This is a genomic window from Sphingobium phenoxybenzoativorans, assembly GCF_018286635.1.
Classification (GTDB): Bacteria; Pseudomonadota; Alphaproteobacteria; order Sphingomonadales; family Sphingomonadaceae; genus Sphingobium; species Sphingobium phenoxybenzoativorans.
In genome coordinates, this window is the sequence record NZ_CP073910.1 from 3,991,870 (window position 1) to 4,018,832 (window position 26,963).

The 26,963-nt window shown below is 64.0% G+C and carries 29 protein-coding genes; 9 read left to right on the forward strand and 20 right to left on the reverse strand.

Annotated elements, in window-relative coordinates; all coding sequences use genetic code 11:
- Positions 1–291: a 4a-hydroxytetrahydrobiopterin dehydratase gene (locus tag KFK14_RS19785; RefSeq protein WP_070158294.1), complete on the reverse strand. Its 291-nt coding sequence runs from the start codon at positions 289–291 to the stop codon at positions 1–3.
- Positions 292–556: 265 nt separating this feature from the next.
- On the opposite strand from KFK14_RS19785, the gene KFK14_RS19790 reads away from it, so the two are divergent.
- The 3 genes from KFK14_RS19790 to KFK14_RS19800 are packed head-to-tail and all read left to right on the forward strand — an operon-like array spanning position 557 to position 2,207.
- A complete protein-coding gene (locus KFK14_RS19790; RefSeq protein WP_212611243.1) occupies positions 557–964 on the forward strand; it encodes a metallopeptidase family protein in 408 nt (135 codons plus the stop codon).
- Entirely contained in the window at positions 961–1,566 is a 606-nt protein-coding gene (gene ccmA, locus KFK14_RS19795; RefSeq protein WP_212608901.1) for a heme ABC exporter ATP-binding protein CcmA, read from the forward strand. The genes KFK14_RS19790 and ccmA overlap by 4 nt, the downstream gene beginning before the upstream one ends.
- Positions 1,563–2,207, forward strand: coding sequence for a heme exporter protein CcmB (locus tag KFK14_RS19800; RefSeq protein WP_212608902.1), 645 nt, complete (start codon positions 1,563–1,565; stop codon positions 2,205–2,207). The genes ccmA and KFK14_RS19800 overlap by 4 nt, the downstream gene beginning before the upstream one ends.
- A 127-nt stretch (positions 2,208–2,334) precedes the next feature.
- Here the strand turns inward: KFK14_RS19800 and KFK14_RS19805 are convergent, their stop codons facing one another.
- Positions 2,335–3,645 carry a hemolysin family protein gene (locus KFK14_RS19805; protein ID WP_212608903.1) on the reverse strand — a complete coding sequence of 437 codons (1,311 nt, stop codon included), beginning with the start codon at positions 3,643–3,645 and terminating at the stop codon, positions 2,335–2,337.
- A 153-nt stretch (positions 3,646–3,798) separates the two neighbouring features.
- Between KFK14_RS19805 and KFK14_RS19810 the strand changes: the two genes are divergently transcribed.
- Positions 3,799–4,479 (forward strand): YiaD family glycine zipper/OmpA-like lipoprotein, encoded by a 681-nt coding sequence (locus KFK14_RS19810; RefSeq protein ID WP_070157416.1) that lies wholly within the window; start codon positions 3,799–3,801, stop codon positions 4,477–4,479.
- A 441-nt stretch (positions 4,480–4,920) separates the two neighbouring features.
- Here the strand turns inward: KFK14_RS19810 and KFK14_RS19815 are convergent, their stop codons facing one another.
- The 7 genes from KFK14_RS19815 to KFK14_RS19845 all read right to left on the reverse strand — a co-directional run bounded on the left by KFK14_RS19815 (position 4,921) and on the right by KFK14_RS19845 (position 9,998).
- Positions 4,921–5,538, reverse strand: a complete 618-nt coding sequence (locus tag KFK14_RS19815; RefSeq protein ID WP_212608904.1) for a MarC family protein — start codon at positions 5,536–5,538, stop codon at positions 4,921–4,923.
- A 9-nt stretch (positions 5,539–5,547) separates the two neighbouring features.
- Entirely contained in the window at positions 5,548–6,441 is an 894-nt protein-coding gene (folD, locus tag KFK14_RS19820; RefSeq protein ID WP_212608905.1) for a bifunctional methylenetetrahydrofolate dehydrogenase/methenyltetrahydrofolate cyclohydrolase FolD, read from the reverse strand.
- Positions 6,438–6,755: a DUF167 family protein gene (locus KFK14_RS19825; protein ID WP_212608906.1), complete on the reverse strand. Its 318-nt coding sequence runs from the start codon at positions 6,753–6,755 to the stop codon at positions 6,438–6,440. Before KFK14_RS19825 ends, folD begins: the two co-directional genes overlap by 4 nt.
- Complete coding sequence (locus KFK14_RS19830) at positions 6,752–7,045, reverse strand: YggT family protein (protein ID WP_212608907.1); 294 nt, start codon at positions 7,043–7,045, stop codon at positions 6,752–6,754. The genes KFK14_RS19825 and KFK14_RS19830 overlap by 4 nt, the downstream gene beginning before the upstream one ends.
- Before the next feature lie 103 nt (positions 7,046–7,148).
- Entirely contained in the window at positions 7,149–8,051 is a 903-nt protein-coding gene (argB, locus tag KFK14_RS19835; protein ID WP_212608908.1) for an acetylglutamate kinase, read from the reverse strand.
- Between the two features lie 187 nt (positions 8,052–8,238).
- Positions 8,239–8,874: a queuosine precursor transporter gene (locus tag KFK14_RS19840; protein WP_212608909.1), complete on the reverse strand. Its 636-nt coding sequence runs from the start codon at positions 8,872–8,874 to the stop codon at positions 8,239–8,241.
- Positions 8,875–8,939: 65 nt separating this feature from the next.
- The gene (locus KFK14_RS19845; RefSeq protein ID WP_212608910.1) at positions 8,940–9,998 is read right to left on the reverse strand and encodes an NAD(P)-dependent alcohol dehydrogenase; all 1,059 of its coding nucleotides are present in this window, start codon (positions 9,996–9,998) and stop codon (positions 8,940–8,942) included.
- A 231-nt stretch (positions 9,999–10,229) separates the two neighbouring features.
- Here KFK14_RS19845 and KFK14_RS19850 point away from each other — a divergent pair, with 231 nt between their 5' ends.
- A complete protein-coding gene (locus KFK14_RS19850; RefSeq protein WP_212608911.1) occupies positions 10,230–11,462 on the forward strand; it encodes a NupC/NupG family nucleoside CNT transporter in 1,233 nt (410 codons plus the stop codon).
- Positions 11,463–11,579: 117 nt separating this feature from the next.
- Here the strand turns inward: KFK14_RS19850 and hmuQ are convergent, their stop codons facing one another.
- A complete protein-coding gene (gene hmuQ / locus KFK14_RS19855) occupies positions 11,580–11,894 on the reverse strand; it encodes a heme-degrading protein HmuQ (RefSeq protein WP_070157407.1) in 315 nt (104 codons plus the stop codon).
- Between the two features lie 67 nt (positions 11,895–11,961).
- A complete protein-coding gene (locus tag KFK14_RS19860; RefSeq protein WP_070157405.1) occupies positions 11,962–12,831 on the reverse strand; it encodes a 3-hydroxyacyl-CoA dehydrogenase family protein in 870 nt (289 codons plus the stop codon).
- Between the two features lie 115 nt (positions 12,832–12,946).
- On the opposite strand from KFK14_RS19860, the gene KFK14_RS19865 reads away from it, so the two are divergent.
- Positions 12,947–13,297 (forward strand): DUF3147 family protein, encoded by a 351-nt coding sequence (locus KFK14_RS19865; RefSeq protein ID WP_212608912.1) that lies wholly within the window; start codon positions 12,947–12,949, stop codon positions 13,295–13,297.
- 6 nt (positions 13,298–13,303) lie between these two features.
- Here KFK14_RS19865 and egtD read toward each other — a convergent pair whose 3' ends face one another.
- The 5 genes from egtD to gluQRS all read right to left on the reverse strand — a co-directional run bounded on the left by egtD (position 13,304) and on the right by gluQRS (position 17,370).
- Positions 13,304–14,260, reverse strand: a complete 957-nt coding sequence (gene egtD / locus KFK14_RS19870; RefSeq protein WP_212608913.1) for an L-histidine N(alpha)-methyltransferase — start codon at positions 14,258–14,260, stop codon at positions 13,304–13,306.
- Positions 14,260–15,528 carry an ergothioneine biosynthesis protein EgtB gene (gene egtB / locus KFK14_RS19875; RefSeq protein ID WP_212608914.1) on the reverse strand — a complete coding sequence of 423 codons (1,269 nt, stop codon included), beginning with the start codon at positions 15,526–15,528 and terminating at the stop codon, positions 14,260–14,262. The genes egtD and egtB overlap by 1 nt, the downstream gene beginning before the upstream one ends.
- Before the next feature lie 123 nt (positions 15,529–15,651).
- Positions 15,652–16,221, reverse strand: a complete 570-nt coding sequence (locus KFK14_RS19880; RefSeq protein ID WP_212608915.1) for a cob(I)yrinic acid a,c-diamide adenosyltransferase — start codon at positions 16,219–16,221, stop codon at positions 15,652–15,654.
- Positions 16,222–16,233: 12 nt separating this feature from the next.
- Entirely contained in the window at positions 16,234–16,470 is a 237-nt protein-coding gene (locus tag KFK14_RS19885) for a twin transmembrane helix small protein (RefSeq protein ID WP_070157394.1), read from the reverse strand.
- A 9-nt stretch (positions 16,471–16,479) separates the two neighbouring features.
- Positions 16,480–17,370, reverse strand: a complete 891-nt coding sequence (gluQRS, locus tag KFK14_RS19890; RefSeq protein ID WP_212608916.1) for a tRNA glutamyl-Q(34) synthetase GluQRS — start codon at positions 17,368–17,370, stop codon at positions 16,480–16,482.
- A gap of 95 nt (positions 17,371–17,465) precedes the next feature.
- On the opposite strand from gluQRS, the gene KFK14_RS19895 reads away from it, so the two are divergent.
- Positions 17,466–18,032 (forward strand): HNH endonuclease, encoded by a 567-nt coding sequence (locus KFK14_RS19895; protein WP_070157390.1) that lies wholly within the window; start codon positions 17,466–17,468, stop codon positions 18,030–18,032.
- A gap of 99 nt (positions 18,033–18,131) precedes the next feature.
- Here the strand turns inward: KFK14_RS19895 and KFK14_RS19900 are convergent, their stop codons facing one another.
- On the reverse strand, positions 18,132–18,863 hold the full coding sequence (locus tag KFK14_RS19900) for a Crp/Fnr family transcriptional regulator (protein ID WP_246524714.1): 732 nt from the start codon (positions 18,861–18,863) through the stop codon (positions 18,132–18,134).
- A gap of 213 nt (positions 18,864–19,076) precedes the next feature.
- Here KFK14_RS19900 and murA point away from each other — a divergent pair, with 213 nt between their 5' ends.
- Together murA and KFK14_RS19910 are read left to right on the forward strand one after the other, a co-directional pair.
- On the forward strand, positions 19,077–20,360 hold the full coding sequence (gene murA / locus KFK14_RS19905) for a UDP-N-acetylglucosamine 1-carboxyvinyltransferase (protein WP_212608918.1): 1,284 nt from the start codon (positions 19,077–19,079) through the stop codon (positions 20,358–20,360).
- The gene (locus KFK14_RS19910) at positions 20,353–21,876 is read left to right on the forward strand and encodes a sensor histidine kinase (RefSeq protein WP_212608919.1); all 1,524 of its coding nucleotides are present in this window, start codon (positions 20,353–20,355) and stop codon (positions 21,874–21,876) included. The genes murA and KFK14_RS19910 overlap by 8 nt, the downstream gene beginning before the upstream one ends.
- Here the strand turns inward: KFK14_RS19910 and KFK14_RS19915 are convergent.
- The 3 genes from KFK14_RS19915 to KFK14_RS19925 form a co-directional block, all read right to left on the reverse strand.
- A complete protein-coding gene (locus KFK14_RS19915) occupies positions 21,821–22,351 on the reverse strand; it encodes a response regulator (protein WP_212608920.1) in 531 nt (176 codons plus the stop codon). The two genes, KFK14_RS19910 and KFK14_RS19915, sit on opposite strands and share 56 nt — an antisense overlap.
- Positions 22,348–23,613, reverse strand: coding sequence for a DUF445 domain-containing protein (locus tag KFK14_RS19920; RefSeq protein ID WP_212608921.1), 1,266 nt, complete (start codon positions 23,611–23,613; stop codon positions 22,348–22,350). Before KFK14_RS19920 ends, KFK14_RS19915 begins: the two co-directional genes overlap by 4 nt.
- Before the next feature lie 168 nt (positions 23,614–23,781).
- Positions 23,782–26,955: an efflux RND transporter permease subunit gene (locus tag KFK14_RS19925; RefSeq protein ID WP_212608922.1), complete on the reverse strand. Its 3,174-nt coding sequence runs from the start codon at positions 26,953–26,955 to the stop codon at positions 23,782–23,784.
- Positions 26,956–26,963 lie beyond the last annotated feature (8 nt).

Here is a 26,963-nt window from a genome sequence, read left to right on the forward strand (position 1 = left end):
TCAGGCGGCCAGCGCGTTGATCGCGGTGGCCAGGTCGATGTCCCGCTGCGACAGGCCGCCGGCGTCATGGGTGGTCAGCATGATCTCCACCCGCCCATAGACGTTCGACCATTCGGGATGATGGTCCGCCTTCTCCGCCAGCAACGCCACTTTCGTCATGAAGCCGAACGCCTCCACGAAATTGCCGAAGGAAAAGGACCGGCTGATCCCATCCGGCTCCGCGACGCCGCCCCACTCCGGCAATCCCGCCAGCGCAACCGCCCGTTCCTCATCATTCAGCTTCTCGATCATGCACATTCCTTCCGGCCTTTAAGCCTACTCGTATTTATATCGAATCATTACCCGTTCGGGCTGAGCGAAGTCGAAGCCTTTGTCTGAGCGGAGGCGAAGACGCCTCACTGCGTTCGGCGGAAGGCTTCGACTTCGCTCAGCCCGAACGGATGTAAATGGGTGTCATTGCTCACACACGACGGATGCGATTTCTCGCCGCATGCTCCGACATATCAGTCACCCTTCCTCACTGGCGCATGCGCGCCCTATCGCCTATGTCGCAGCGATGACAGAGCAAGGTCAATCGCAGAGCTTCGCGCCAAGCGCGCAGGACATTGAAACGCTGGCGCTGGCCGCTTTATCCCGCCTGCCGGAACCTTTTACGCGCTACCTGCACAATGTGGTCCTGTTCATTGAGGAATTTGCGACCGAGGCGGTGCTGCGCGACCTGAATGTCAGCGACCCGTTCGACCTGACCGGCATCTATAATGGCCGCCCCTTCGGGCAGGAGGCGCAGACCGGCGACATGCCGCCCAGCATCCACCTCTACCGCCGCCCGCTGCTCGACGAATGGGTGGAGACCGGCGTGTCGCTGGAGGCGTTGATTGCGCATGTCGTGGTGCATGAGGTCGGCCATCATTTCGGCCTGTCGGACGCGGACATGCACGCATTGGAAGACATGGTCGCCGAATGAGCGATGCGCTGCTGCGCCTGTCCGGTGTCGCCTGTATGCGCGGCGGACGGCTGCTGCTGCGCGGCATCGACCTGACATTGGCGCCGGGACAATCGGCGCTGCTGCGCGGCCCCAACGGCATGGGCAAGTCCAGCCTGATCCGCCTCGCCGCCGGACTGCTCCCCGCCTTTGGCGGGACAGTCGAACGGTATGGAAAGGTCGCGCTGAGCGATGAATCGCTGGCGCTTGACCGTGACCGGACCCTGGCCGGCGCGCTCGGTTTCTGGGCGCGGATGGATGGCGTTCCGGCCGCCGCCGTCGCGGACGCATTGTCCGCCCTCGGCCTCTCCGCCCTCGCCGATATCCCGGTCAGGATGCTGTCCACCGGCCAGCGCAAGCGGGCAATGCTGGCCCGCGTGGCGGCGAGCGGCGCGCCCATCTGGTTGCTCGACGAACCGGCCAACGGGCTGGACAGCGCATCGGTGGCGATGCTGGGCGCGCTGATCGGGCGGCATCTGGCGGGCGGCGGCGTCATCCTGGCCGCATCGCATCAGGACCTGCCGCTGCCCGGCGCGCTGGAGATCGATCTGTCCGCTCATCTGCCGCAGGAGGCGCAGGCATGATCCTGCCCGCCCTCATCGCGCGCGACGCGGCGCAGGCGTGGCGGTCGGGCGGCCTGTGGCTGCCGGTCGCCTTCCTGCTGCTGGTCGCGGCCTTGTTCCCCTTCGCCGTCGGACCCGACGCGGCGCTGCTCAGCCGGACCGGCGGCGGCATGCTGTGGATCGCGGCGCTGCTCGCCGGATTGCTGCCGGTCGACCGGCTTGTCGCGCCGGACCGGGATGCGGGCGTCCTCGATCAACTGGCGCTGCGCGGCATAGGCGATGAGATGATCGCGCTCGCCAAGCTGATCGCCCACTGGATCGGCTTCGGCCCGCCCCTGATGCTGGCCGCGCTCCCCGCCGCCGCGCTGCTGAAGCTGGAGAGCGACATCATCGTGAAGCTGGAAATCGGCCTCGCGCTTGGCACGCCTGCTCTGGCGGCGCTCGGCGTGCTGGTGGCGGCGCTCACGGCGGGCCTGCGGTCCAGCGGCGCGCTTGCCGGTTTGCTCGCCTTCCCCCTCGCCGTGCCCCTACTGATCTTCGGCGCGGGGTCGCTTGGCGACGGCAGCGGATCGGCGTTCAAATTCCTCGCCGCCGTATCGCTGCTGCTGGTGGCGATCACCCCCTTTGCCGCGGGCGCGGCGATCCGGGCTGGGCGGGAATAGGGGTAAGGCCAAACACCAACATCCGTTCGCCCTGAGCGAAGTCGAAGGGTTCTGCCGAACGCAGTGAGGCACTTCGCTACGCTCAGTGGAGGGCTTCGACTTCGCTCAGCCCGAACGGAGTTATTCTCTAACGCTCCGCCACCAGCAGCTTGTCGATCTTCCGCCCATCCATATCGACAATCTCGAATCGCCATCCCTGATCGTCGAAATGCTCGCCAACCTCCGGCAGATGCTTGAGCACCCATAGCGCATGGCCCGCGACGGTCGCGTAATCCCGGTCCTCCGGCAGGTTGATGCATATCCGCTCGGCCAGCATATCAATGGGCATCTGGCCTGATACGATCAGGCTGCCATCCTCGCGCTCGACGACATCCGGCTCCTCATACAAATCCCTGTCGGACGCGAATTCACCGGCAATGGCGGACAGCAGGTCGGCGGGCGTCACGATCCCTTCGAAATGACCATATTCGTCATGCACCATCACCATCGGCACTTCCGCCTGGCGCAGCACCTCCAGCGCGTCCATGGCGTCGACCTGATCGGGAACCACCGCCACCTTGCGCATCAGCGCGCGCAGGTCCAGCGCCTCGCCCCGGAACAGCGCGGACATGATGTCGCGCGCCTGGACGATGCCGATAATATCCTCGACCGATCCCTGCCCCACCGGCAGGCGGGTGTGCGGCGTCGCCAGCAGGAACTGGCGGATCGCCTCCGCATCGGCATTCACGTCGATCCAGTCGACATCCATGCGCTGCGTCATCACCTCGCGAACCGGGCGGTCGGCCAGGCGCACGACACCGGAGATGATCGCGCGCTCGCTCTCCTCGATCACGCCGGACTTGCTCGCCTCCGCAACGATCAGATGCAGCTCCTCGGCCGTCACATGCTGCTCGGATTCCCGGTCGAGGTGCAGCAGCTTGAAGACCAGGGCGCTGGAATTATCCAGCAGCCAGCCGAGCGGCGCGGTAAAACGCGCAATCCACTGCATCGGCAGGGCGACGAGCGTGGCGATCGGCTCAGGCGAGCGCAGCGCGAACTGCTTGGGCACCAACTCGCCGATGATCAGCGACGCATAGGTGGTCAGGCCGATGACAATCGCGAAGCCGATATTCTCCGCCAGATTTGGCTCCAGGCCCAGCCGCTGCAGCCGCTCCGCCGTCGGTCCGCCCAGGCTCGCGCCTGAATAGGCGCCCGCGACGATGCCGATCAGGGTGATGCCGATCTGCACGGTCGACAGGAATTTGCCGGGGTCCGCCCCCAGCGCCAGCGCCGCCTTTGCGCCGCGCTTGCCCGCTTTCTCCATCGCCTGCAGGCGCGGCTTGCGTGCGGAAACGATGGCGAGTTCGGACATGGCGAACACGCCGTTCAGAGCGACCAATGCCAGAATGATCAGCAGGTCAACCCAGGGAAATGGGGTCAATGGAGGAGGTTCGGCCATGGCGGTCGCGTCCCTCATGCCGGGAATCTGTCAATTTCACAACAGCTCAATCATCGCTCATTCAATTCGGCTGTGGAACAAACTGTTGCGGAGCACGCTTTGGCTGAAGGGTCCTAGCGGAGCCAAGTGATTATGAAACATGGGAGATATGGTATGAAAGCGCGTCAGAAACTGGTCGGGGCGCTGTGCATCGGAACGCTGTTCGCGACCGCCGCCTGCACCACGGACCCGGAAACCGGTGAGCGGCAGGTGTCGAAAGCGGCGATCGGCGGCATCGGCGGCGCGCTTGGCGGCTATCTGCTCGGCGATCTGGTCGGCGGCAAGCGGGACCGGACGGAGAAGATATTGGGCGCCGGCATCGGTGCAGTCGCTGGCGCGGGCATCGGATCGTACATGGACGCGCAGGAACGCAAGCTGCGCGAACGGACGGCGGGCACCGGCGTCGATGTGGAGCGGGACGGCGACAATCTGTTGCTGCGCATGCCGTCCGGCATCACCTTCGCCTATGACAAGGCCGACGTCATGCCGCAGTTCCAGCCGACCTTGAACGAGGTCGCCGCGACGCTGGCCGAGTTCCCCAAAACCTATATCGACATTTACGGCCATACCGACAGCGACGGCTCGGATTCCTACAACCAGATGCTTTCGGAACGGCGCGCGCAGGCGGTCTCCACCTATCTGAACCAGCATGGCGTGCAGTCCGCCCGCATGGCGACCCGCGGCTATGGCGAAACGCAGCCGATCGCGACCAATGCAACGGAGGCGGGCAAGGCCGCGAACCGCCGCGTGGAAATCAAGATCGTGCCGGTGACGGAAGGCGATTTGCGGGGATGATCTTTAGCAAACCGCCTAAAATATGAACCGTTCGCCCTGAGCTTGTCGAAGGGCTGTCCTGAACGTCTGCCATGACAGACAGTGGCAGGGGGCTGTTCTTTTTCAAGCGCCCCAGAGGAGGACAGGGCTTCGATAAACTCAGCCCGAACGGGGGTGGTGTGTCTAAGATTTTCGCCCCACCCCCGTTCGCTTCGAGCGAAGTCGAGAAGCCTCGCACCGCTTTCTCGATGATCGCGAAACGAACGGGGATATTTCTGTCCTACACGATCCGGCCAACGCTATTCCGCAGCGATGGCGCTCACCCGGAATTCCCGAAGAAACTGCGCGTTTACGCAGACACAAGCCATCTGCGCGCGCGGATTTTCAAAACCGCTCGCAACCCGCAACTTCCGCAACTTCGTAGGATTATACGGGCGCCCTATCGTCCGGGAAGGACAGCCCTCAGAAGCTCGCCTTCAGCCCGTCGATCACGAACTGGGCGGCCAGCGCGGCAAGGAGGACACCCAGAAGCCGGGTGATCACTGCCTCTATGCGCTGGCCGAGCAGCTTCATCAGCGGCCCGGCGGCAAGCAGCGCGCCCATCATCAGCACCAGCACAGCGGCCAGCGCGGCGATGACGGCGAGGCGCTGGGGCAGGCCATCGGCCCGCGCCATCAGCAGCATGACCGTGGCGATGGAGCCAGGCCCCGCAATCATCGGCATCGCCATGGGAAAGACGGAAACATCCTCGACCTGCGGCGTCTCGGCGATTTTCTGCGCCCGGTCCTCGCGGCGCTGGGTGCGCTTTTCGAACACCATATCCATCGCGATCAGGAACAGCATGATGCCGCCCGCGATGCGGAAACTGTCGAGCTGGATGCCCAGCACGCCCAGCACCTGCTTGCCCCAGAGCGCGAAGATCAGCAGGATGAAGGTTGCGATCACCACCGCGCGGATCGCCATCGCCCGGCGCTGCGCGTCGGACGCGCCCGTGGTCATGCTGGCGTAGATCGGCGCGCAACCGGGCGGATCGATCACCACGAACAGGGTGACGAAGGCCGAGATGAACAGTTCGATCAAGGCGCGCGCCTACAGGCCATCGGGGGCCGCAATGCCCCTGCGGGCACATGCCGCGACCAGCGTGTTGCGCAGAAGGACGGCGATGGTCATCGGCCCCACCCCGCCCGGAACCGGCGTGATCGCGCGGACATGGCTGATCGCTTCCGCCGTTGCGACGTCGCCGACCAGACGGGTCTTGCCCTCCTCCAGCGCGGGAACGCGGTTGATGCCGACATCAATGACGGTCGCGCCGGGCTTGATCCATTCGCCCTTCACCATCTCCGGCCGTCCCACGGCGGCGACCACGATGTCGGCGCGGTGCACGACAGAGGCCAGGTCCTTGGTGCGGCTGTGCGCGACGGTGACGGTGCAGCTTTCCTGCAGCAGCAGTTGCGCCATCGGCTTGCCGACGATGTTGGAGCGGCCGATGACGACCGCTTCCAGCCCCGACAGGTCGCCCAACTCATCCTTCAGCAGCATCAGGCAACCAAGCGGCGTGCAGGGCACCAGCGCCTTCTCGCCCACCGCCAGCTTTCCGGCATTGGCGATGTGGAAACCGTCGACATCCTTGGCGGGATCGATGGCGGCGATGACGGCGGCTTCGTTGATATGCGCGGGCAGCGGCAACTGGACAAGAATACCGTCGACCCGGTCGTCCTCGTTCAGTTCTTCGATCAGGTCGAGCAGATCCTCCTGCCCGATCGAGTCCGGCCGCTTGAACTCGAAGCTTTCCATGCCCGCCTCGACCGTCATCTTGCCCTTGCTGCGGACATAGACGGCGCTGGCCGGGTCCTCGCCCACCAGCACGACGGCAAGGCCCGGCTTGCGCCCGGCGGCGTCGGCAAAGGCGGCGACCCCTTCGGCCACCTGCGCGCGCAGCCCTGCGGCGAACAGCTTCCCGTCAATGATCTTGCCGATGGTCATAGCATATCCGTCAATGTTTCCAGCCGGGCTGTCAACGCATCGCCCGCTCCTGCGATCCGCAGGCGCTTTAGACGGTGGGTGTCACCGGTTTCCAGCGAAAATTTGGTCGCTGGATGGCCAAGCCCCTTCGCCAGCAGCTTGATGAGCGCGGCATTGGCCTTGCCCTTCTCCGGCGCGGCGCGAACCTGCGCCATCAGCCAGACCCCGTCCTTCTCGTCGGTCCATATCCCGCCTACGCCCTCCCGCGCCGCGCCGGGGGTCAGGCGAATGGTCAGCAGCAGGTCGTCGCCGTCCCGCCGCCATGGCCGTTTCACACCAGCGAGGAGAATAGCGGCGGCAATATCGCCTGCCGGATGATCAGGATCGCCAGCAAGACCACCATGGGCGACAGGTCCAGCGCGCCCAGATCGGGCATGATCCGCCGGATCGGCCGGTATATCGGCTGCGTCATCCGATCCAGCGCGTACATCACGTTGCGCACGAAATCATTATAGGTGTTGATCACATTGAACGCGATCAGCCAGCTCAGGATCGCCTGAATGATGATGATCCACCACAGGACGTCCAGCAGGATGACAATGATCTGGTACAGCGCGTAAGCCATGCGAACTCCGATTAGCGAACCGTCCGGCTCTGCTTCGCCCCTCTTTAACCGAGCAGAAGGCGCAGGGACAAGCGCGGGGCCTGTGATTTTCTGTGAACGCCCGTTACAGCCGCACCAGCGTACCCGCGCCGCGCCGGGTGAAGATTTCCAGCAGCATCGCATGCGGCACCCGGCCGTCCAGAATGACGGCGGCGTCCACCCCGCCCTGCACGGCGTTGAGGCAAGTCTCCAGCTTCGGGATCATTCCGCCGGAGATGGTGCCGTCCGCCTGCAGCCCGACGATCTTCGCCGGGTCGAGGTCGGTCAGCAGCTCGCCGCTCTTGTCCAGCACGCCCGGCACATCGGTCAGCAGGAACAGGCGCGCCGCGCCCAGCGCCGCGGCAATGGCGCCCGCCATCGTGTCGGCGTTGATATTATAGGTGCTGCCGTCCTCGCCAATCGCGATCGGCGCGATGACCGGGATCATGCCCGCCGCGCTGATCGTGTCCAGCAGGGTCCGGTCGACCTTGGAGGGTTCGCCGACGAAGCCCAGGTCCACCGCCTGTTCGATATTGCTGTCCGGGTCTTTCCGGGTCCGCAGCACCTTGGTCGCGGTGACGAAGCCGTCATCCTTGCCCGATATGCCGACGGCGCGGCCGCCCGCCTGGCCGATCCAGTTGACCAGTTCCTTGTTGATCGCGCCGGACAGCACCATCTCGGCGACCTTGGCGGTTTCCGCATCGGTCACGCGCAGCCCGTCGACGAAGCTGCTCTCCACACCAAGCTGCTTGAGCATCGCGCCGATCTGCGGCCCGCCGCCATGCACCACGACCGGATTGATGCCGACCGCCTTCATCAGCACGACATCCTCGGCAAAATCGCGGGCCAGCTCCGGGTCTCCCATCGCATGGCCGCCATATTTCACCACGAAGGTCTTGCCCGCATAGCGCTGCATATAGGGCAGCGCCTCGGTCAGCGTTTCCGCTTTTGCCAGCAGGGCGGGATCGGGATCATGCTTGCTCGTCATGGGCGCGCGCATAGGACCATTGGGCGGGCGCTGCAAGCAGGGTTGGGACTAAGGGGCCTTGGCGTCTCAGACCCGTTCGGGCTGAGCGAAGTCGAAGCCTTCTACTGAGCGTCAGCGAAGTGCCTTCACTTCGTTCAGTCTGCCCCTTCGACTTCGCTCAGGGTGAACGGAAGAAAACGATCACTTGCTACCTGTCCAACCGCCGCCCCAGCGCCACGGTCGCGGAGATCAGCGGCGGGACCAGGATGATCGACAGGATCACCTTGGTCAGCATCTGTCCGGCCATCAGTCCCCAAATCTCCCGCTCGCCCAGGAAGGATATGGTGATGAACAGGATGGTGTCGACAATCTGGGATATCACGCTGGCCACCATCGCGCGCAGCCAGAGCAGCCTGCCCTCGCCCCGCGCCATCTTCGAGAAGATGAACACGTTAAGCGTCTGCGACGTGCCATAGGAGATCAGCCCGGCGATCATCATCCGCGCGCCCTGCCCCACGACGATGGGGAAGGCCTCTATCGCGGGCGGATACATGCCCGCATCTTCCGGCAAGGCGATGACGAACTGGATGAGCAGCGCGGAGGCGATCAGCGGCACGAAGCCGAAGCGGACCAGCGTGGTCGCCGTCCGCTGCCCATGCAATTCCGCGACCGCGCTGGACAGGATGACGAGCAGAAGGAAGGCGAAGATCCCCGCCTCGACCGCCAGCGGGCCAAGCGCCACCTGCTTCACCCCCAGCACGCCGGCGATGCAGACCATGCCGCCATAGAGAACCGAGAAAAGGAAAAGCGACCGGGTTATGGCGGGCTGGGGCGTGTCGGGCATCCCCATGCCTTATCGGCATTCCGCCCGGCGGGAAAGGCGCATTGCGTCCCGCCGGGCGCATGGGATCAGGCGGCGGCCTTCACCGTCTCCATGTCGATGACGAAGCGATATTTGACGTCGCTTTTCACCATCCGGTCGAACGCGGTGTTGATGTCCTGAATGGAGATCGCCTCGATATCGGAAACGATGCCATGCTCGGCGCAGAAATCCAGCATCTCCTGCGTTTCCGCAATGCCGCCGATCAGCGATCCCGCCAGCGTTTTCCGGCGGAATATCAGGTTCGCCACATTGGGCGACGGATGCGCATGTTCCGGCACGCCCACCAGCGTCATCGTGCCATCGCGCTTCAGCAGGACCATGAACGCATCCAGATCATGCGACGCCGCCACGGTGTTCAGGATGAAGTCGAAGCTGTTCACATGCGCGTCCATCTGCGCCTGATCGCGCGAGACGACAACCTCGTCAGCGCCAAGCGCCAACGCATCCTGCCGCTTCGATTCGCTGGTGGTGAAGGCGACGACGTGCGCGCCCAGCGCATGGGCGAGCTTCACGCCCATATGGCCGAGGCCGCCAATGCCGACGATGCCGACCTTCATGCCCGGCCCGACCTTCCAGTGGCGCAACGGCGACCAGGTGGTGATGCCCGCGCAGAGCAGCGGCGCGACGGCGGCCAGATCCTTTTCGGCATGGCTGACCTTCAGCACAAACTCCTCACGCACAACGATATGGTCGGAATAACCGCCGAAGGTGTGGCCGAAATCGGCGTCGGGGCCGTTATAGGTGCCGACAAGGCCATTCTCGCAATATTGCTCCAGCCCCTCGTCGCAGGCCGGGCAATGCTGGCAGCTATCCACCAGACATCCCACGCCAACGACGTCGCCGGCCGCAAACTTCGTGACGTCCGCGCCGACGGCCGTGACCTTGCCAACGATTTCATGGCCCGGAACGCAGGGAAACAGGGTGCCGCCCCATTCGGCGCGCGCCGTATGCAGGTCGGAATGGCATACGCCGCAATGCAATATGTCTATCGCCACATCATTGGCGCGGGGGGCGCGGCGTTCGAAAGTGAAGGGCGCAAGCGGCGTATCGCCGGACTGCGCGGCAAAGCCACGGGCTGTCGTCATGGGGAGTCTCCGGAATAATGCTGTTTTGGGCGGGAATGGGCAGGACGCCACGGGTCGCCAGGACAAATTTAAGTGCGATGCACCAAAGAACAAGATGAAGGGCTGCCCACCCCCATAAAAAAGGCAGGCCCCCCAGCCCCTCCCCCTAGCCCCTCTGTGCGCACAGTGTATAACCGCCCGGTTTGGTCGCCCGGTTTTGTCGGACGACCTTCGTCATGCTGAAAGGGCCGCATGAAATTCCTGATCGGCGTTGCCGGCATCGCCTTGCTCCTGCTCATCGCCGTGGCCCTGTCATCGAACAGGCGCGCCATAAAATTGCGAGTGGTCGGCGCGGCTTTCGCGATGCAGGCGGGCATCGCGCTGCTGGTCCTCTATGTGCCCGCGGGCAAGCGGGTGATCGCGGGCATGTCGCATGGCGTCGCCAATCTGCTTGGCTATGCGCAGGCGGGCACGGACTTCATCTTCGGGCCGCTGGCGAAGCCGGAAATCGGCGGCGCAAGTTTCGCCATCGCCGCACTGCCCGTCATCATCTTCTTCGCCAGCCTGGTGTCGATCCTCTATTATCTCGGCATCATGCAGCTCATCGTCCAATGGGTCGGCGGCGCCATTCAGAAGGTGACGGGCGTATCCAAGGTGGAATCGCTGTGCGCCGCCGCCAATATCTTCGTGGGGCAGAGCGAAAGCCCGCTTGTCATCCGCCTCTATCTCGCAGCGCTGACCCCGCCGCAGCTTTTTGCCGTGATGACGTCCGGCATGGCGGGCGTCGCGGGCACGATCCTGGCTGCCTATGCTTCGATGGGGATCAAGATCGACTATCTGCTCGCCGCCAGCTTCATGGCCGCGCCCGGCGGGCTGCTGATGGCCAAGATCATGATGCCCGACAACCCGGAGGACCCGGAAATCGACCCGGTTGTCATACCGGAAGCCTCGCATGACGAGGAACGCCCGGCGAATATCATCATGGCCGCGGCGCAGGGCGCGCAGACCGGCGTAAAGCTGGCGGTGGCCGTCGGCGCGATGGTGCTGGCCTTCGTCGCGCTGGTCGCGCTGGCGAACGGCCTGCTGGGCGGGGTTGGAGCATGGTTCGGCTATCCCACGCTCAGTTTTCAGCAATTGCTGGGCTATGTGTTTGCGCCGGTCACCTTCCTGCTCAACGTGCCCTGGCATGAGGCGCAGATCGCGGGCGGCCTGTTTGGCACCAAGGTCGTGCTGAACGAATTTGTCGCCTATATCGAGCTGGGTCAGGTGCAGGCGAACCTGTCGGCGACGACGATCGCGATCGTCACCTTCGCGCTCTGCGGCTTCGCCAATTTCAGCTCCATCGCGATCCAGATGGCGGTGACGGGCAATCTCGCCCCCAATCAACGCCCGATGATCGCGAAGCTGGGCATCAAGGCGCTGGTGGCGGGATCGCTCGCCAACCTGATGAGCGCGGCGCTGGCGGGGTTGATGCTGTCGATCTGAAGGGTGCGCTCCGACTAACCCATTCCGTTCGGGCTGAGCTTGTCGAAGCCCTGCACTTTCTTAAGAAGGGCAGCCCTTCGACAAGCTCAGGGCGAACGGCAGCTATAGTCCCTGTGATCAAGGCTTCACCGTCTGGATCACCTCAAACCCCTCGAACCGGGGGTGCCCCAGATAGAGCGGCTTATTGTCGCCCGCATTGCGATGCGCCTGCCGGAAGGCCTCCGATCGCGTCCACGCCTCGAAATCCTCGCGCGATTTCCACACGGTGTGGGAGGAGAACAGCGTATGATCCTCCTGCGTCTCCCCACGCAGCAGGTGGAATTCGACGAAGCCCGGCACCCGGTCCAGATGCGTGTCGCGGGACAGCCAGACATGTTCGAACGCGTCTTCTTCGCCGGGAATAACCTGAAACCGGTTCATGGCGATAAACATGGCTATCCTCCTGCAATCCTCGTCCTGAAGGACATATAGGGCAGCAGGATAGCCATGCCAGAGTACGTCAGAGCGAAGGAACCGGCTCCGGCCCGGAATAGTCGTAGACGCCCTTGCCGGTCTTGCGGCCATACCAGCCCGCCTCGACATATTTCATCAGCAGCGGCGCGGCGCGATATTTGGGGTCGCCAAAGTCCTGCTGCAGCACCTTCAAAATCTCGACGATGGTGTCCAGGCCGATCATATCGGCCAGCGTCAGCGGCCCCATGGGATGGCCAAGACCCAGCTTCACGCCCTTGTCGATGTCCTGCGCGGAGGCCGCGCCCTCGCCCAGCGCAAAGAAGGCTTCGTTGATCAGCGGCAGGAAGATGCGGTTGACGACGAAGCAGGGCGAATCCTTGGCGAGAACCGCTTCCTTGCCGATCTTCTTCGCATAGTCGCTGGCGACGGCGACGGTGGCGTCGCTGGTGGCCAGGCCGCGGATCACTTCCACCAGGCCCATCAACGGAACCGGGTTGAAGAAATGGATGCCGACGAAACGGGACGGGTCGGCCACCGACTGCGACAGGCGCGTGATGGAGATGGAGGAGGTGTTGGTCGCCAATACCGCGCCCTCGCCCAGCACCTTAGACGCTTCGGCAAAGATGATGCGCTTGATGTCCTCGCGCTCGGTCGCCGCCTCGATGATCAGGCCGGCGGCCGACATGGGCGCATAGCTGTCCACCGGCGTAATCCGGCCGATGGCGGCTTCGGCGGCGGCGGCGTCCAGCTTGCCCTTCTCGACCAGCCGGTTGATCTGCTTGGCGATGCCGTCCTTGCCCTTCTGCGCGCGGGCCAGATCGACGTCGGAAAGGAACACATCATATCCCGCCTGCGCGGAAACCTGCGCGATGCCCGCGCCCATTTGCCCCGCGCCGATAACTCCCACTGACTGCATGTTGGTTCCTTTTCCTCTTGAAATCACTGCCCTCCCCTAACCTGTGGACAGATATCGCGCCATTGGCAAAAATGAGGGGGCTGGATCATGCCTCGATGGAGTGCAATGATTGTCCATGCTCTACCTTTTCATCAAAGCGCTGGTGTCGGGACTGTTGATCGCGGCAATCTCGGAAATCGCCAAACGCAGCCCCGGTTTCGGCGCGCTTGTGGCCTCCCTGCCGCTGGTATCGCTGCTTGGCATGATATGGTTATGGAAGGATACGGGCGACGCAACCCGAATGGCGGCGCATAGCGAAGCGACCTTCTGGTACGTCACTCCTTCCCTGCCCATGTTTCTCCTGATCCCTGCCATGCTTCGTTCGGGCATATCCTTCTGGCTGGCGCTGGCGGCAGGGTGCGCACTGACCATAGCCCTTTATCTGATGATGATCTGGGCCGGGCCGCGTTTCGGCATCCGGCTCTAATGCTCATCAGGCTTTCGCGAGGATCATCGCGAACATGTCATCGGGGGCGATCCATTCCCTCAGCGGCTCCCAGCCGCCCGCGCGCAGCAGCAGGCGGGCGTCGCGCGGGCCATATTTATGGCTGTTTTCTGTATGGATCGTCTCACCCGCACACATCGAGAAGCGGATATTGTCGATTGTGAAATCGACATCCCGGCGCGCCTCCAGATGCATTTCGATGCGCGCGGCGTCGTCATTCCAGATGGCGCGGTGCGCAAAGGCTTCTACGGGAATGGTTCCGCCCAGTTCCCGGTTGATGCGCGCCAGCAGGTTCAGGTTGAACGCCGCAGTCACGCCGGCCGCATCGTCATAGGCCGAAACCAGCACGCCGATATCTTTCACCCGGTCCATGCCGATCAGCAGCATCGCGCCCTCGCCGAGCGACGATCGCATCGTGCGAAGCAGGTCGACCGCCTCCGCCGCCGTCATGTTGCCGATCGTCGATCCCGGGAAAAATCCCAGCTTCGGCATGGCGGCGATGCCCTTGGGCAGCGCGACGGCCTTGGTGAAGTCGGCCTCCACCGGCACGACCGGCAAGTCCGGGAATTGGGCCGCCAACACCGCGCTGCTTTCCCGCAGAAAGTCGCCGCTTATATCGACCGGCACATAGGCGGCGGGCGCAATGGCGGACAGCAGGTGCGGCGTCTTGATCGCGCTTCCCGCGCCAAATTCCACGACCGCCCGTCCCGGCCCCGTCACCGCGCCCACCTCCCCGCAATGGGCGGACAGCATCGCGGTTTCCACGCGCGTCGGATAATATTCCGGGAGGCGCGTAATCTCCTCGAACAATTCCGATCCCCTCCGGTCATAGAACCAGATGGGCGGCGTTGATTTGGGGAAGCGGGAAAAGCCCTCGATGATATCGCGGCGGAAGGCGGGATCGGCTGTCGGCTGCGGCGCGTCGCGGTCGAGTTCTAGCAGCATCAGATGTCCCTCGCGAGCCGGACGCCGGTGAACTGCCAGCGTTGATGGGGATAGAAGAAATTGCGGTAGCTGGCGCGCATATGTCCGCGCGGGGTCGCGCAACTGCCGCCGCGCAGCACGAACTGACCGGACATGAACTTGCCATTATATTCGCCCACCGCGCCTTCGGCCGCGCGGAAACCCGGATAGGGGCGATAGGCGCTGCCGGTCCATTCCCACACATCGCCGAACATCTGCGCCAGGCCGTCGGCGCTTTCGCAGGCGCGCGGACGCGGGGTTGCGGCGCGATCAAGCTGCGTCCCGCTATCGGGGTCCAGACCTTTCGCCGCGCTTTCCCATTCCACCTCGGTCGGCAGGCGCGCGCCCGCCCAACTGGCATAGGCGTCCGCTTCGAACAGGCTGATATGCGTGACCGGCGCCGCAGGATTGACGGGATGGCGGCCGTCATGGCCGAACCGGGTCCAGCCCGCATTGTCCTGATGCCGCCAGTAAAGCGGGGCCTCCACGCCCTCGGCCTGCACCCACGCCCAGCCGTCCGACAGCCAGTGCCGCGCCTCGCGATAGCCGCCGTCCGCCATGAACTCCAGCCATTCGCCATTGGTGACGGGCCGGTGCGCCAGCGCATGCGGCCTCAGGATCGCCTGATGCACAGGCCCTTCGCAATCGAAGGCGAACCCCTTGCCGTCATGGCCGATCTCGACGACGCCCGCCTCGCCCGCGATCCAGCGGATCGGATCGGGCATGGGCGCGGGCATGGCGCTGGGCGTCGCCCACATCGCCGGCTGCATCGGATTCTGCGCGAAAAGATAAAGAATGTCGGTCAGCAGCAATTCCTGATGCTGTTGCTCATGATGCAGGCCAAGCGTCACCAGATCGCGCGCATGCTCCGGCAGGCCATCGAACGCATCCATCAGCGCGGCGTCGACATGCGCGCGGTAATTCAGGATTTCGCGCAGGGACGGGCGGGTCAGCATGCCGCGATGCGCGCGCATATGGCGCGGCCCTTCCGCCTCATAATAGCTGTTGAACAGATAGGCGAAATTCTCGTCGAACGGCCGGTATCCCGGCACATGGTCGCGCAGGATGAAGGTTTCGAAGAACCATGTCACATGGGCGAGATGCCATTTCGCCGGGGATGCATCGTCCATCGCCTGTACGGTCGCATCCGCATCGGACAAAGGAGACGCCAGCGCCTGCGTCAGCGCGCGTATTGCGCCATAGCTTTGCTGGCGCAGGGGTGGTGACGATATTCGGCCCGATATCGGCATTCGGCCCCTTTCAAATGCGGTCTGTCCGCTCTCCATGCACAACAAGCGCGCGAAAGCCGGATTGGGTTCTCCCAATCCGAAGAAATTGTTGTTACGCGGATATAATGATGAACGCGTGACGCTTCAACGCGACGCGCCGGGGACCCATTTGATGTCGTCCGCGCCATTGCCGTTCAGGCGGCGCGCCATGACGAACAGATGATCGGACAGCCGGTTGATATAGGCCAGCGCCACCGGGTTCAGCGCCACATGCGCTGCGGCGGCCGCGGCGCTGCGCTCCGCCCGGCGTGCGATCGCGCGGGCGAGATGGATGGCGGACGCCGCCGGGGACCCGCCGGGCAGGATGAAGCTGTCGAGCGGTTTCAGCTCCGCATTCATCATGTCGATCTCGCGCTCCAGCCGCTCCACCTGCGACGCGACGATGCGCAGCGCCCATGCCGGCTCGTCGCCTTCGACCAGAGGCGTCGCCAAATCGGCGCCGAGGTCGAACATGTCGTTCTGAATCATCCGCAGCCAGCCCGCCTCCGGACTGTCGCCCAGCGCCAGCACGGCGAGGCCGATGGCGCTGTTGGCTTCGTCGACATCGCCGACCGCCATCATGCGCGGATCATATTTGGCTATGCGGGACCCGTCGACCAGCCCGGTCGTTCCGCCGTCGCCCGTGCGCGTGTAGATTTTGTTGAGCTTGACCAACGGCCGCAGCGCCTATCGATTTCCGCCGTTCATCAACAGCAGCAGCGCCACCAGCAACACGGCGACCGCCTGAAAGCCGATGCGGGCGAACATCATCTTATTCTGTTTCAGGCTGGACGCGCTGGGACCTGTGTCGGTCGAGTTCAGTTCTTCCTTCGTCGTCTGCAGGAAGGCGATGATGCCGCGAACCAGCATGACGACGGTCGCGATGGCGGCGGCAATGATGAGCAGGACCAGGAAAGTGTTCATGCCGCCAATCTAGGCCCCCGCCAGCGAAATGCCAACCGGAAAGACCCCGGCGCGCAGATCGCGCGCCAGCGCCAGCGGATCGGCGCCCGCCGCCCGCAATTCGGCCAAGGCGATGCCGCCGGTCCGCTTCGCCAGCCGCTTTCCGTCCGGCCCCGCCAGAAGGGGGTGATGCCTGTAGAGCGGCGTGGGCAACCCCAGCAGCGCCTGCAACAGCCGGTGGATACCTGTCGCCGCCAGCAAATCCTCTCCGCGCAGCACGAAATTGACGCCCATGTCCGCATCGTCGACCGTCGCCGCCAGATGATAGCTGGTCGGCGCATCCTTGCGGGCAAGCACAACGTCCCCCGCCGACAGCGGGTCGGCCGCCATCTGCCCCCGCGCCTCATCCATCCAGTGCAAGGGGCCGGTCAGCGCAACCGCCTTCGCCATATCGATGCGCCAGGCATGGGGTTCCGCCGCCATGCGCTCCCCCCGCGCCTGCTCCGGCAGCGCCCGGCAGGTTCCCGGATACAGCGCGCCGTCGGGACCATGCGGCGCGGATGCGCTGGCCGCGACCTCCGCGGCGATTTCCGCGCGGGTGCAGAAACAGGGATAGGCGAGGCCCATCGCCTTCAGCCTGTCGAGAGCGGACTGGTAAAGCGGCAATCTTTCCGACTGCCGCACCAGATCGCCGTCCCAGCCGATGCCCAGCCACGCCATATCCTCGACGATGCCGGCGACATGCTCCTCCCGGCTCCGCGCGCCGTCAATATCCTCAATCCGCAGGCGGAAAGTCCCTCCGCAGGCGCGGGCGGCGTCATGCGCCATCAGCGCCGACCAGGCATGGCCGATATGCAACCGGCCAGTGGGGCTTGGCGCAAAGCGGGTCACTATATGCTGTGGGCGGCCTGTCACCGTCATACAGCCTCTTGACGCGCTATGATGGTTAATGCTGTCATGCTCCCGTCACGCTTTTCGCGATAAAGGCGTGGCAGCCAAGGGGGTAGAGTTTTTCTATGTACCATCCCGACCTGATACGGCACCCGGAAAATTGCCCGGCGCTGGTGTTGAACGCGGACTATACGCCGCTCAGCTATTATCCGCTCAGCCTGTGGCCCTGGCAGACCGCGATCAAGGCGGTGTTTCTCGACCGGGTAGACATTGTTTCCACCTATGAGCGGGAAGTGCATTCGCCGAGCTTCCAGATGAAGATCCCCTCCGTGATCGCGCTGAAGCAATATGTGCGGCCATCGGAGCATCCGGCCTTTACCCGGTTCAACCTGTTCCTGCGAGATCGTTTCTCCTGCCAATATTGCGGGTCGGAACGCGACCTGACCTTCGATCATGTGATCCCGCGCCGCGCGGGCGGGCGCACGACCTGGGAGAATGTCGCGACGGCCTGTTCCCCCTGCAATCTGCGCAAGGGCGGGCGCACGCCGAAGGAGGCGGGCATGCGTCTGCATATCCAGCCCATTCGCCCGACCACATGGCACCTGCAGGAAAATGGGCGCGCCTTCCCGCCCAACTATCTGCACGCCAGTTGGCACGACTGGCTCTACTGGGATGTGGAACTGCTGGCTTAGAGCGTTTTCTAATCAGGTGGGAACACCTGATGACTCGGAAAACGCGACAAAGCAGAAACTTAGAGCAGTTGAGCCGACGCAGTCGGATCAATAACTGCTCTAACTGTTGGGCAGCCAGTCAAGGTCGAGATCGGTGTAGCGGTTGGTGTAGTGGCCGATTTCCTCCAGCGCCTTCTCGTTCAGCAGGGTGATCCTGCCGTTCGATCGCGAAATCAGCCCGTCCGCCTCCATCTGCCGGATCATGCGATTGACGTGCACGGATGTCAGGCCGACCGCATCGCCGATTTCCTCCTGCGTCAGCTTCAGGTCGAAACTGTCGGTGATGCCATCGTCCATCAGGCGCAGCCGGTCGATGATGTCGAGCAGGAAGGAAGCGACCCGCGCCCGCGCCGACGAGCGGCCGAGCGAAGCCAGACGGTCGGTCAGCGATACCCGCTCCATCTGTGATAAAACGAACATCAGCGCGGCGACGCGCGGATGCTCCTCCAGCAGAACGCGCAGCGCATGCTTGTCGAACGGGCACAGCACGGAATCGGACAGGGCGACCAGGGATTCCGGTGACTTGCTGTAGACGGTGCTGGCGGAGCCGATGAAATCGCCGGCGAAATACACCCGCAAGATCTGGCGGCTGCCGTCGGGCAATATGACATAACTCATCACCCGCCCGGCGCGCAGCACGAACAGTTCAGTGATCGTCTCATTGGCGCGCTGGATCATCGCGCCGCGCTTCACTTTCCGTTGGTTTTCCTCAAGCCGGGCAAGCGCTGTGCGCTCACGCTCGGTGAGGTTCAGATGCTTCTCCAACCTATCCGCAAAACAACTTCCACTCACGCGACAGCCTTTTCAAAACAAGGTTTCGTTACGGAGGTAAAACGCCCCTTCGGCCTTTTGGCTGCATCCACGGGATTTGCATTAATTTCGATTAAGCACGCCGATCGGATTCTCTTTTTTCCTTCAAAGACTTGGAGGAAATATATTTGTGCAAGTTTTTTCCGGCCTTCGCGCGCCTTGCAAGCGCCGCTGGAGGCTTTATGAAGCGGCTAAATGGATCGCATTCACATTCGCGGTGGCCACGCCCTGAAGGGGCGGCTGCCGATCTCCGGCGCGAAAAATGCAGCGTTGACGCTGCTCCCCTGCGCGCTTTTGACAGACGAGCCGGTGACGCTGCGCAATTTGCCGCGCCTCGCCGATGTCGACAGCTTCGGCCATCTGCTGAACCAGCTCGGCGTCTCGACGATGATCGAGGGCGCGCGGCCCGAGGATTTCGGCCGGGTGATGACATTGCGCGCCGGACGGGTCACCTCGACCGAGGCGCCCTATGACATCGTGCGCAAGATGCGCGCCTCCATTCTGGTGCTCGGCCCCCTGCTCGCCCGCGCCGGAGAGGCGACGGTATCGCTGCCCGGCGGCTGCGCCATCGGCAACCGCCCGATCGACCTGCATCTGAAGGCGCTTGAGGCGTTCGGCGCAGTGATAGAGATTGCGGCGGGCTATGTCCGGGCCAGCGCCCCGGATGGCGGCCTTCCGGGCGGCAGCTACACCTTCCCCGTGGTGTCCGTCGGTGCGACTGAAAATGCGGTGATGGCGGCTGTCCTCGCCAGCGGAACCTGCACGCTCAACAATGCGGCGCGGGAGCCGGAAATCGTCGACCTGTGCAATCTGCTGGTGGCGATGGGCGCGGATATTGAGGGCATCGGCACCGACCGCATCACCATCCATGGCAAGGACCGGCTGCATGGCGCGACTTACAGCGTCATGCCCGACCGGATCGAGGCGGGCAGCTATGCCTGCGCCGCGGCGATCACCGGCGGCGAGCTGGAGCTTGTGGGCGCGGACGCGGAGGATATGCAGGCGATATTGGCCGCCCTGCGCGAAACCGGCGTGGAGGTCACCACAAGCAAGACCGGGATCAAGATCGCGTCGCATGGCAAGCTGCGTCCGCTGTCCATTTCCACCGCGCCTTTCCCCGCCTTCCCCACGGACATGCAGGCGCAGTTCATGGCCATGCTGACCCTGGCGGACGGCGCAAGCGTGCTGACCGAGACGATCTTCGAAAACCGCTACATGCATGTGCCCGAACTGGCGCGCATGGGCGCGGACATATCCGTCAACGGGCGTACGGCCGTGGTGCGGGGCGTGGAGAAGCTGACCGGCGCGCCAGTGATGGCGACCGACCTGCGCGCCTCCATGAGCCTGATCCTGGCGGGTCTGGCGGCCGAGGGAGAGACGCAGGTCAACCGCGTCTATCATCTCGATCGCGGCTATGAGCGGCTGGAGGAAAAGCTCTCCGCCGTGGGCGCGGACATAGAGCGGGTCAGCGATGGCTGATTTTTGCGGCAATGAGACCGACAGGGCGGCCATCCTCGCCCTGTACGATCTGGATGCCGAGGGTTTCGGGGCGCTCGACGAGATCACCGATTTTGCCGCCGCGCTGTGCGAGACCCCCATTGCGCTTGTCAGCATCGTCGAAACGGAGCGGCAGCGCTTTCTGGCGCGCAAGGGGCTGGAGGCGACCGAAACGCCGCGCAGCATGTCCTTCTGCGCCCATGCCATGCTGGGCGAGGGCGCTTTCGTCATTCCCGATGCGACGCTTGACCCTAGGTTCGCCGACAACGCCCTGGTGACGGCCGCGCCGCATATCCGCTTCTACGCCGGTGCGCCGCTCATATCGCATGAGGGCGTTCCGTTGGGCGCCCTGTGCGTGATCGACAGCAAGCCGCGCGACGGCCTGACCCCGCTGCAGGTTCAGGGCCTGATGGTGCTGGCGAAACAGGTCGTCGCCCAATTAGAGGCTCGCCGCCGCGAACATCATGTGTCGTCCTGGGCGCAGGATCACGCTATCGCCCTGTCCGACAGCGAAACCAAGTTCCGCACGCTGGCGGATGCGATGCCGCAGATGGTGTGGTCCACCCTGCCCGACGGCTATCATGATTATTATAATGCGCGCTGGTATGAATTTACCGGCATGCCGGAGGGATCGACCGATGGCGAAGGCTGGAACGGCATGTTCCACCCGGATGATCAGGACCGGGCCTGGGGACGCTGGCGTCAGTCGCTGGAGACCGGCGAACCCTATGAGATCGAATATCGCCTGCGCCATCATAGCGGCGCCTATCGCTGGACGCTTGGCCGGGCGATGCCGCTGCGTGATGCGGCGGGGCGGATCACCCGCTGGTTCGGCACCTGCACGGACATCCACGAACAAAGGCAGATGGCGGAGCAGCGGGAAATCGTCTCCCACGAGCTGTCCCACCGCATCAAGAACATCTTTTCGGTGATCGCAGGGCTGATCGGCCTTTCCGCGCGGGAGCACCCGGAAATCGGGGCCGTTGCAGAGGAATTGCGGGAGCGCGTCATGTCGCTCGGCCGGGCGCATGACTATGTGCGCCCCCATAGCAGCCAGTCCGCATCGAACCTGGGCCAGAACAGCTTGCTCGGCATCCTGACGGAGATATTCGCGCCCTATATTCTGGCGGGCGACGCGCGTGTCGTCATTACCGGCGATGACGTGGAAATCGATGACCGCTCCGCCACGCCGCTGGCTCTGCTGTTCCACGAACTGGCGACCAACGCGGCGAAATATGGCGCGCTCTCACGGCCAGAGGGGACGATCACCCTGCATGTCGAGAAATCCGGCGATAGCTGCCATTTCCTGTGGCGGGAACGGGGCGGGCCGGAAATCGCGGCGGCGGGTGCGGAAAGCTTCGGCACGCGCCTCATTTCGCTCAGTGCGGAACGGCAGCTTGGCGGAACGATCAGCCGGGACTGGGCGAAGGACGGACTGTCCGTCAGCCTTGATATTCCGCTCCGGTCAATGAACCGGAAGGCCCTGAAAACGGAATGAAGCCTGAAATGGCGAGGCTGGATAAATCCGGCTTCTCCTCCGCCGCCGCCATCAGCGCCGCGCGGATCGTCGTTTCCCGGAAAGGCTTTGTGATCACGCCCAGGGCGTTGGCGGCGGACGCGCCGATCTGCGCCGGATTTGCGGTCACATAGATCACGCGGACGCCATGGCGCTCGGCCAGCGCCTGTCCGATCAGCGGACCGGTCGGACCGTCGCGAAGATTGAGGTCCACCAGCGCGATGTCGCTGTCCGGCGCGGCCGCCAGGGCGTCCTTGCGGTCCGCCGCTATGGCACTGACCTCCATCCCCACGGCGCGAACGATATGCTCTATCTCCAAGGCGACGAAAATCTCGTCCTCAACAATTAAAACGCGCTTCGTCATCACCTTTTCCGCAAAATTTCGATTAGCTGAATGCCCGATAGCGTCGCGGGTTCCCCAAAAAATAAGGCGCTTACCGTATATGACTGATATCATAGCAAAATGTCTATGGTGTGGATGGCGAGGCCGACCAGCCCGCCCACCAGCGTACCGTTGATGCGGATATATTGCAGGTCGCGGCCGACGGCATTTTCCAGCCGGCTGGTCACGGTTCGCGCATCCCATCCGCGCACTGTTTCGCTCACCAGCTTGACGATGCCGTCGCCATAGCTGGCGGCCGCGCCCACCGCCGCGCGGCGGGTGAAACGGTTGATCATCGCCTTCAGCCGCCGGTCGCCCTGCAGCGTTTCGCCCAGTTGCTGCAGCGCCTCGCCCAATCGTCCGGCGACCGCCGCCTGCGGGTCGCGCGCCGCGCGCAACAGGCCGGACCGCGCCTGTTCCCACAGGCCGTCTATCCACCGCTGCATCGCCGGATTGTCGATAATCTCGTCGCGCACCCGCGCGACTTTTGCCTGCATGGTCTTGTCGAACTGCAGGTCATGGGCCAGCGTGCGGAGGCCCTCCTCCGCCTTTGCGCGCAGCGGATGGCCCGGATCGTCCGCCATTTCATCGAGCAGCTTCTGCAGACCGTCGATAATGGCGTTGGACAGCCGCTCGTCCAGCCCGGTCCAGCGCATGATGCTGCCCGCGCGATCATGCACCATCTGGCGGATCAGATGATCATTCGCCTCCAGCGTGCGCCCCGCCCATTTGACGATGCCGTCCAGAACCGGCGCATGCCTGCCGTCGCGCATCGCCGCGTCCAGCGCCTGCCCCGCCAGCGGGCCTATGTTCAGCGCGCGCAACCGCTGCGCCAGCGCCGCCTTGGCCATGCCGCCCAGCCGTTCCTGATCCAACCCTTCCAGCAGGTCTGCCGCCAGGCGTGATGCGCCCAGGCGCAACCGCCCGTCCCCGCCGCCCGGCTGGCTGAGAAACCGGCCCGCTGCGGACGCGACGTCCAGGCGGCGCATCCGCCGCGCAACCACCACCGGCGTCAGGAAATTGTCGCGCAGGAAGATCGCCAGCGTATCGCCGATCCTATCCTTGTTGCGGGGGATGATCGCCGTATGCGGGATCGGCAGGCCGAGCGGGTGCCGGAACAGCGCCGTCACGGCGAACCAGTCGGCCAGCCCGCCGACCATCGCCGCCTCCGCAAAGGACTGGATGAAGGGCACCGCCGGATGAACGTCGCCAATGGCGCGCGCGGCGATGAACAGCGCCGCCATGGCGATCAGCATCCCCGTCGCGACGATCCGCATCTGCCGCACCCCACCGGCGGGAAGCGAGGGCGGTTGCCATAACGGTCGAAGCATCCTCATCACCGCAAAACGGTTACGCCGCCGTTTCGTTCAGTCAAAGCGGATTTTTGGCGCGAAGCCATGCTTTCCTGGGCAATGCTTTCTCGGGCCATGCTTTCTGGAAGCAGGCTTTCCGGGACAGAGCTTTCTCAGCAGGGCTTTCTCAGCAGGGCCTTCTCAGGCAGGACATCATTCCGCCGGATGCGTGACAGTCCCCGCCGCGACCTCGTCGCCCTTCTTGTAGGTGAGCAGGCTGCGGCTCAACCGTGGACCGATCCAGCCTTCCAGACCCATCGCCAGGCTGAAGGTCGCCGGCACGATAATGAGCGTCAGCACGGTGGACAGGATCAGGCCCCCGATCACCGTGATGCCCATCGGCGCGCGCCACGCGCCGTCGCCGGACAGGGATATGGCGGTCGGCACCATGCCCGCGATCATCGCGACGGTGGTCATCACGATCGGCTGCGCGCGCTTATGCCCGGCATCGACGATCGCTTCCCATTTGGGGACGCCCTTCTCTATTTCCTCCAGCGCGAAATCAACCAGCAGGATGGAGTTTTTCGCCACAATGCCCAGCAGCATCAGCAGGCCGATAAAGACCGGCATAGACACGGGCTGTCCGGCGATATGCAGGGCCAGCGCCCCGCCCAGCGGCGCCAGCAGCAGCGACCCCATGTTCACGAACGGCGGCATGACCCGCTTGTAGAGCAGGACAAGCACCGCAAAGACCAGCATGATCCCCGACACGACGGCGATCAGGAAATTGTTGATCATCTCCGCCTGCCACTTGCTGTCGCCGGTGTTCAGCTTCTGCACGCCCAGAACCTGCCCGTTCAGCACCTTGCTCATGGTCGGCAGGGCGTTGATCTTGGCCATCGCCTGGCTGGTCACGAAGCCGGGGGCAAGGTCCGCGCCCACGACGATGCGGCGGATCTGGTTATAGCGGCGGATCTGCGTCGGACCCGCGCCGAACTTGACGTCCGCCACCACCTTCAGCGGCACGAAACCGCCCGATGATGTCGGCACCGGCAGATTTTCTATGGTCGAAATATCCCGGCGGGAATCCTCGGCGATCGACACGCGGATCGGAATCTGCCGGTCGGAAAGAGAGAATTTCGCGCTGTTCTGGTCGATGTCGCCAATCGTCGCGATGCGGATCGTCTGGCTGAGCGCCTGGGTCGTCACGCCCATGCTGGCGGCCAGGTCCATATGCGGATGGATGACGATTTCCGGCCGCTGCATGTCGCCTTGGACGCGCGCGTCGTGCACTTCCTTCAACTGGGCAATCTCGCTGACGATCTGGTTGGCGGTCTTTTCCAGTAGCTCCGGGTCGTCGCTACCGAACATGATGATGATGTCGCGGCCGAAATTGCCGCCGGACTGCGACTGAAAATTGACTCGCGCGTCAGCGATCTGGCGGAACTTGGGCGCAACGCTGCGCTCCCAGTCCACGCTGGAAATGCCGCGATCCTTTTTCAGCGTCAGATAGATTTGCGCCTGCCCTGGCTGTTCGATGTCGGCAAAGGCGGTATCGACGACTTTGGTGTCGGCGGACAGCATGTCGGCGACATTCTGCGCCACCTTGCGCGTCTGCTCCAGTGTGCTGCCGGGCACCATCTCCACCTGGATCTGGCTGGAATCCTGGTTGATCGTCGGCTGGAACGTCATCGGCAGGGTCGCGAAGGCGACGATCGTCGCAAGGAAGGCCAGCACAGCGATCCCGACCGTCCAGACGCGATGGTCGAAGAAGCGGGCGAAGCGCCGTCCCCACCACCCATGCGCGCCGGCGACCGCGCGTTCATAGCGGTCCTTGTCCAGCGACCATTTCAGGATCGCCATATAGCGATCCATCATCCATCCCTCGCCATGGCTTTCCTCGCCATGCGCCTTCAGGAAATAGGCGGCGATCATCGGCGTGATCAGGCGCGCGACCGCAAGGCTCATCAGCACCGCCACCACCACGGTCATGCCGAACTGGATGAAGAACTGGCCCGAAAGTCCCGGCATCAGGGCCACGGGCAGGAACACCGCCACGATCGCGGAGGTGGTGGCCAGCACCGCCAGGCCGATTTCATCCGCAGCGTCGATCGACGCCTGATAGGCGGTCTTGCCCATGCGCATATGCCGGACGATATTCTCGATCTCCACGATCGCATCGTCGACCAGCACGCCTGCGACGAGGCTGAGCGCCAGCAGCGAAATGCCGTTCAACGTGAAGCCCATCATATCCATGAACCAGAAGGCCGGAATGGCCGACAGCGGAATGGCCAGGGCGGAAATGATCGTCGCGCGCCAGTCGCGCAGGAACAGGAACACGATGACCACCGCCAGCACAGCGCCCTCGACCATTGCGGCCATCGCCGAATGATACTGATCCTTGGTGTAGTCGACGCTGGCGAAAAGCTGCTTAAAATGAACCTTCGGGTTCTCCTTCTGCAGCTTCTCCAGCACTTTCTGGGATTCGTCGAATACCGTGACGTCCGACGATCCCTTCGCTTTCTCCAGGCTGAAGCTGGTCACCTGCCGCCCGTTCATCAGGGCCAGAGAGCGCTGCTCGGCGTACATGTCCTTCACGACCGCAATGTCGGCCAGCTTCACCGTGCGGTTACCGCTGATCCGTATCTGCGTTTGGCCCAGCGTGTAGGCGTCCTGCGCATTGCCCAGCACGCGCAGCGATTGCTCCGCGCCGGCTATCTCCGCCCGACCGCCCGCCGCGTTCAGGTTGACCAGCCGCAACTGGTCATTGACTTGCGCCGCCGTGATGCCCTGCGCCTGCAGCTTTGCAGGGTCCAGTATCACCCGGATTTCCCGGCTCACGCCGCCGCTGCGCTTCACCGCCGCCATGCCGGGCACGGCCAGCAACTGCTTGGCGACCGTATTGTCGATATACCAGCTTAGCTGCTCCAGCGTCATGTCGGTGGCTTCGGCGCTGAAATAGGCGATCGGCCCGCCGTCGATATCGACGCGGGTGACCTGCGGCTCCAGGATGCCATCGGGCAGGTCGCTTCGGATCTGGTCCACCGCATTCTTCACGTCATTGACGGCGCGATCGACCGGCGTGCCGATCGCGAACTGGACGAAGGTGAGGGTGCTTCCCTCGCGTGAAATGGAGGTAATCTCGTCAACGCCGCTGATGCCGCGCACGGCGGCCTCGATGCGCTGCGTGACTTGCGTTTCCAGCTCCGTCGGCGCAGCGCCGGGCTGCACCACCTGAACCTGGACCGCCGGGAAGCTGACGTCGGGATTCTGATTGATGTCCATGCGGCTGAACGCCACCAGTCCCGCCAGCAGCAGCGCGGCGAAGATGACGATCGGCGTCACCGGATTGCGGATGGCCCAGGCCGAAATGTTGCGAAAATTCACTGTGCTCG

Bases quoted from the DNA above. Each gene is read 5' to 3' on its own strand.
- KFK14_RS19785 (WP_070158294.1), bottom strand. From the start codon at position 291: ATGATCGAGAAGCTGAATGATGAGGAACGGGCGGTTGCGCTGGCGGGA.
- KFK14_RS19790 (WP_212611243.1), top strand. From the start codon at position 557: ATGACAGAGCAAGGTCAATCGCAGAGCTTCGCGCCAAGCGCGCAGGAC.
- ccmA (WP_212608901.1), top strand. From the start codon at position 961: ATGAGCGATGCGCTGCTGCGCCTGTCCGGTGTCGCCTGTATGCGCGGC.
- KFK14_RS19800 (WP_212608902.1), top strand. From the start codon at position 1,563: ATGATCCTGCCCGCCCTCATCGCGCGCGACGCGGCGCAGGCGTGGCGG.
- KFK14_RS19805 (WP_212608903.1), bottom strand. From the start codon at position 3,645: ATGGCCGAACCTCCTCCATTGACCCCATTTCCCTGGGTTGACCTGCTG.
- KFK14_RS19810 (WP_070157416.1), top strand. From the start codon at position 3,799: ATGAAAGCGCGTCAGAAACTGGTCGGGGCGCTGTGCATCGGAACGCTG.
- folD (WP_212608905.1), bottom strand. From the start codon at position 6,441: ATGACCATCGGCAAGATCATTGACGGGAAGCTGTTCGCCGCAGGGCTG.
- KFK14_RS19830 (WP_212608907.1), bottom strand. From the start codon at position 7,045: ATGGCTTACGCGCTGTACCAGATCATTGTCATCCTGCTGGACGTCCTG.
- argB (WP_212608908.1), bottom strand. From the start codon at position 8,051: ATGACGAGCAAGCATGATCCCGATCCCGCCCTGCTGGCAAAAGCGGAA.
- KFK14_RS19840 (WP_212608909.1), bottom strand. From the start codon at position 8,874: ATGCCCGACACGCCCCAGCCCGCCATAACCCGGTCGCTTTTCCTTTTC.
- KFK14_RS19845 (WP_212608910.1), bottom strand. From the start codon at position 9,998: ATGACGACAGCCCGTGGCTTTGCCGCGCAGTCCGGCGATACGCCGCTT.
- KFK14_RS19850 (WP_212608911.1), top strand. From the start codon at position 10,230: ATGAAATTCCTGATCGGCGTTGCCGGCATCGCCTTGCTCCTGCTCATC.
- hmuQ (WP_070157407.1), bottom strand. From the start codon at position 11,894: ATGTTTATCGCCATGAACCGGTTTCAGGTTATTCCCGGCGAAGAAGAC.
- KFK14_RS19860 (WP_070157405.1), bottom strand. From the start codon at position 12,831: ATGCAGTCAGTGGGAGTTATCGGCGCGGGGCAAATGGGCGCGGGCATC.
- KFK14_RS19865 (WP_212608912.1), top strand. From the start codon at position 12,947: ATGCTCTACCTTTTCATCAAAGCGCTGGTGTCGGGACTGTTGATCGCG.
- egtD (WP_212608913.1), bottom strand. From the start codon at position 14,260: ATGCTGCTAGAACTCGACCGCGACGCGCCGCAGCCGACAGCCGATCCC.
- egtB (WP_212608914.1), bottom strand. From the start codon at position 15,528: ATGCCGATATCGGGCCGAATATCGTCACCACCCCTGCGCCAGCAAAGC.
- KFK14_RS19885 (WP_070157394.1), bottom strand. From the start codon at position 16,470: ATGAACACTTTCCTGGTCCTGCTCATCATTGCCGCCGCCATCGCGACC.
- gluQRS (WP_212608916.1), bottom strand. From the start codon at position 17,370: ATGACGGTGACAGGCCGCCCACAGCATATAGTGACCCGCTTTGCGCCA.
- KFK14_RS19895 (WP_070157390.1), top strand. From the start codon at position 17,466: ATGTACCATCCCGACCTGATACGGCACCCGGAAAATTGCCCGGCGCTG.
- murA (WP_212608918.1), top strand. From the start codon at position 19,077: ATGGATCGCATTCACATTCGCGGTGGCCACGCCCTGAAGGGGCGGCTG.
- KFK14_RS19910 (WP_212608919.1), top strand. From the start codon at position 20,353: ATGGCTGATTTTTGCGGCAATGAGACCGACAGGGCGGCCATCCTCGCC.
- KFK14_RS19915 (WP_212608920.1), bottom strand. From the start codon at position 22,351: ATGATATCAGTCATATACGGTAAGCGCCTTATTTTTTGGGGAACCCGC.
- KFK14_RS19920 (WP_212608921.1), bottom strand. From the start codon at position 23,613: ATGAGGATGCTTCGACCGTTATGGCAACCGCCCTCGCTTCCCGCCGGT.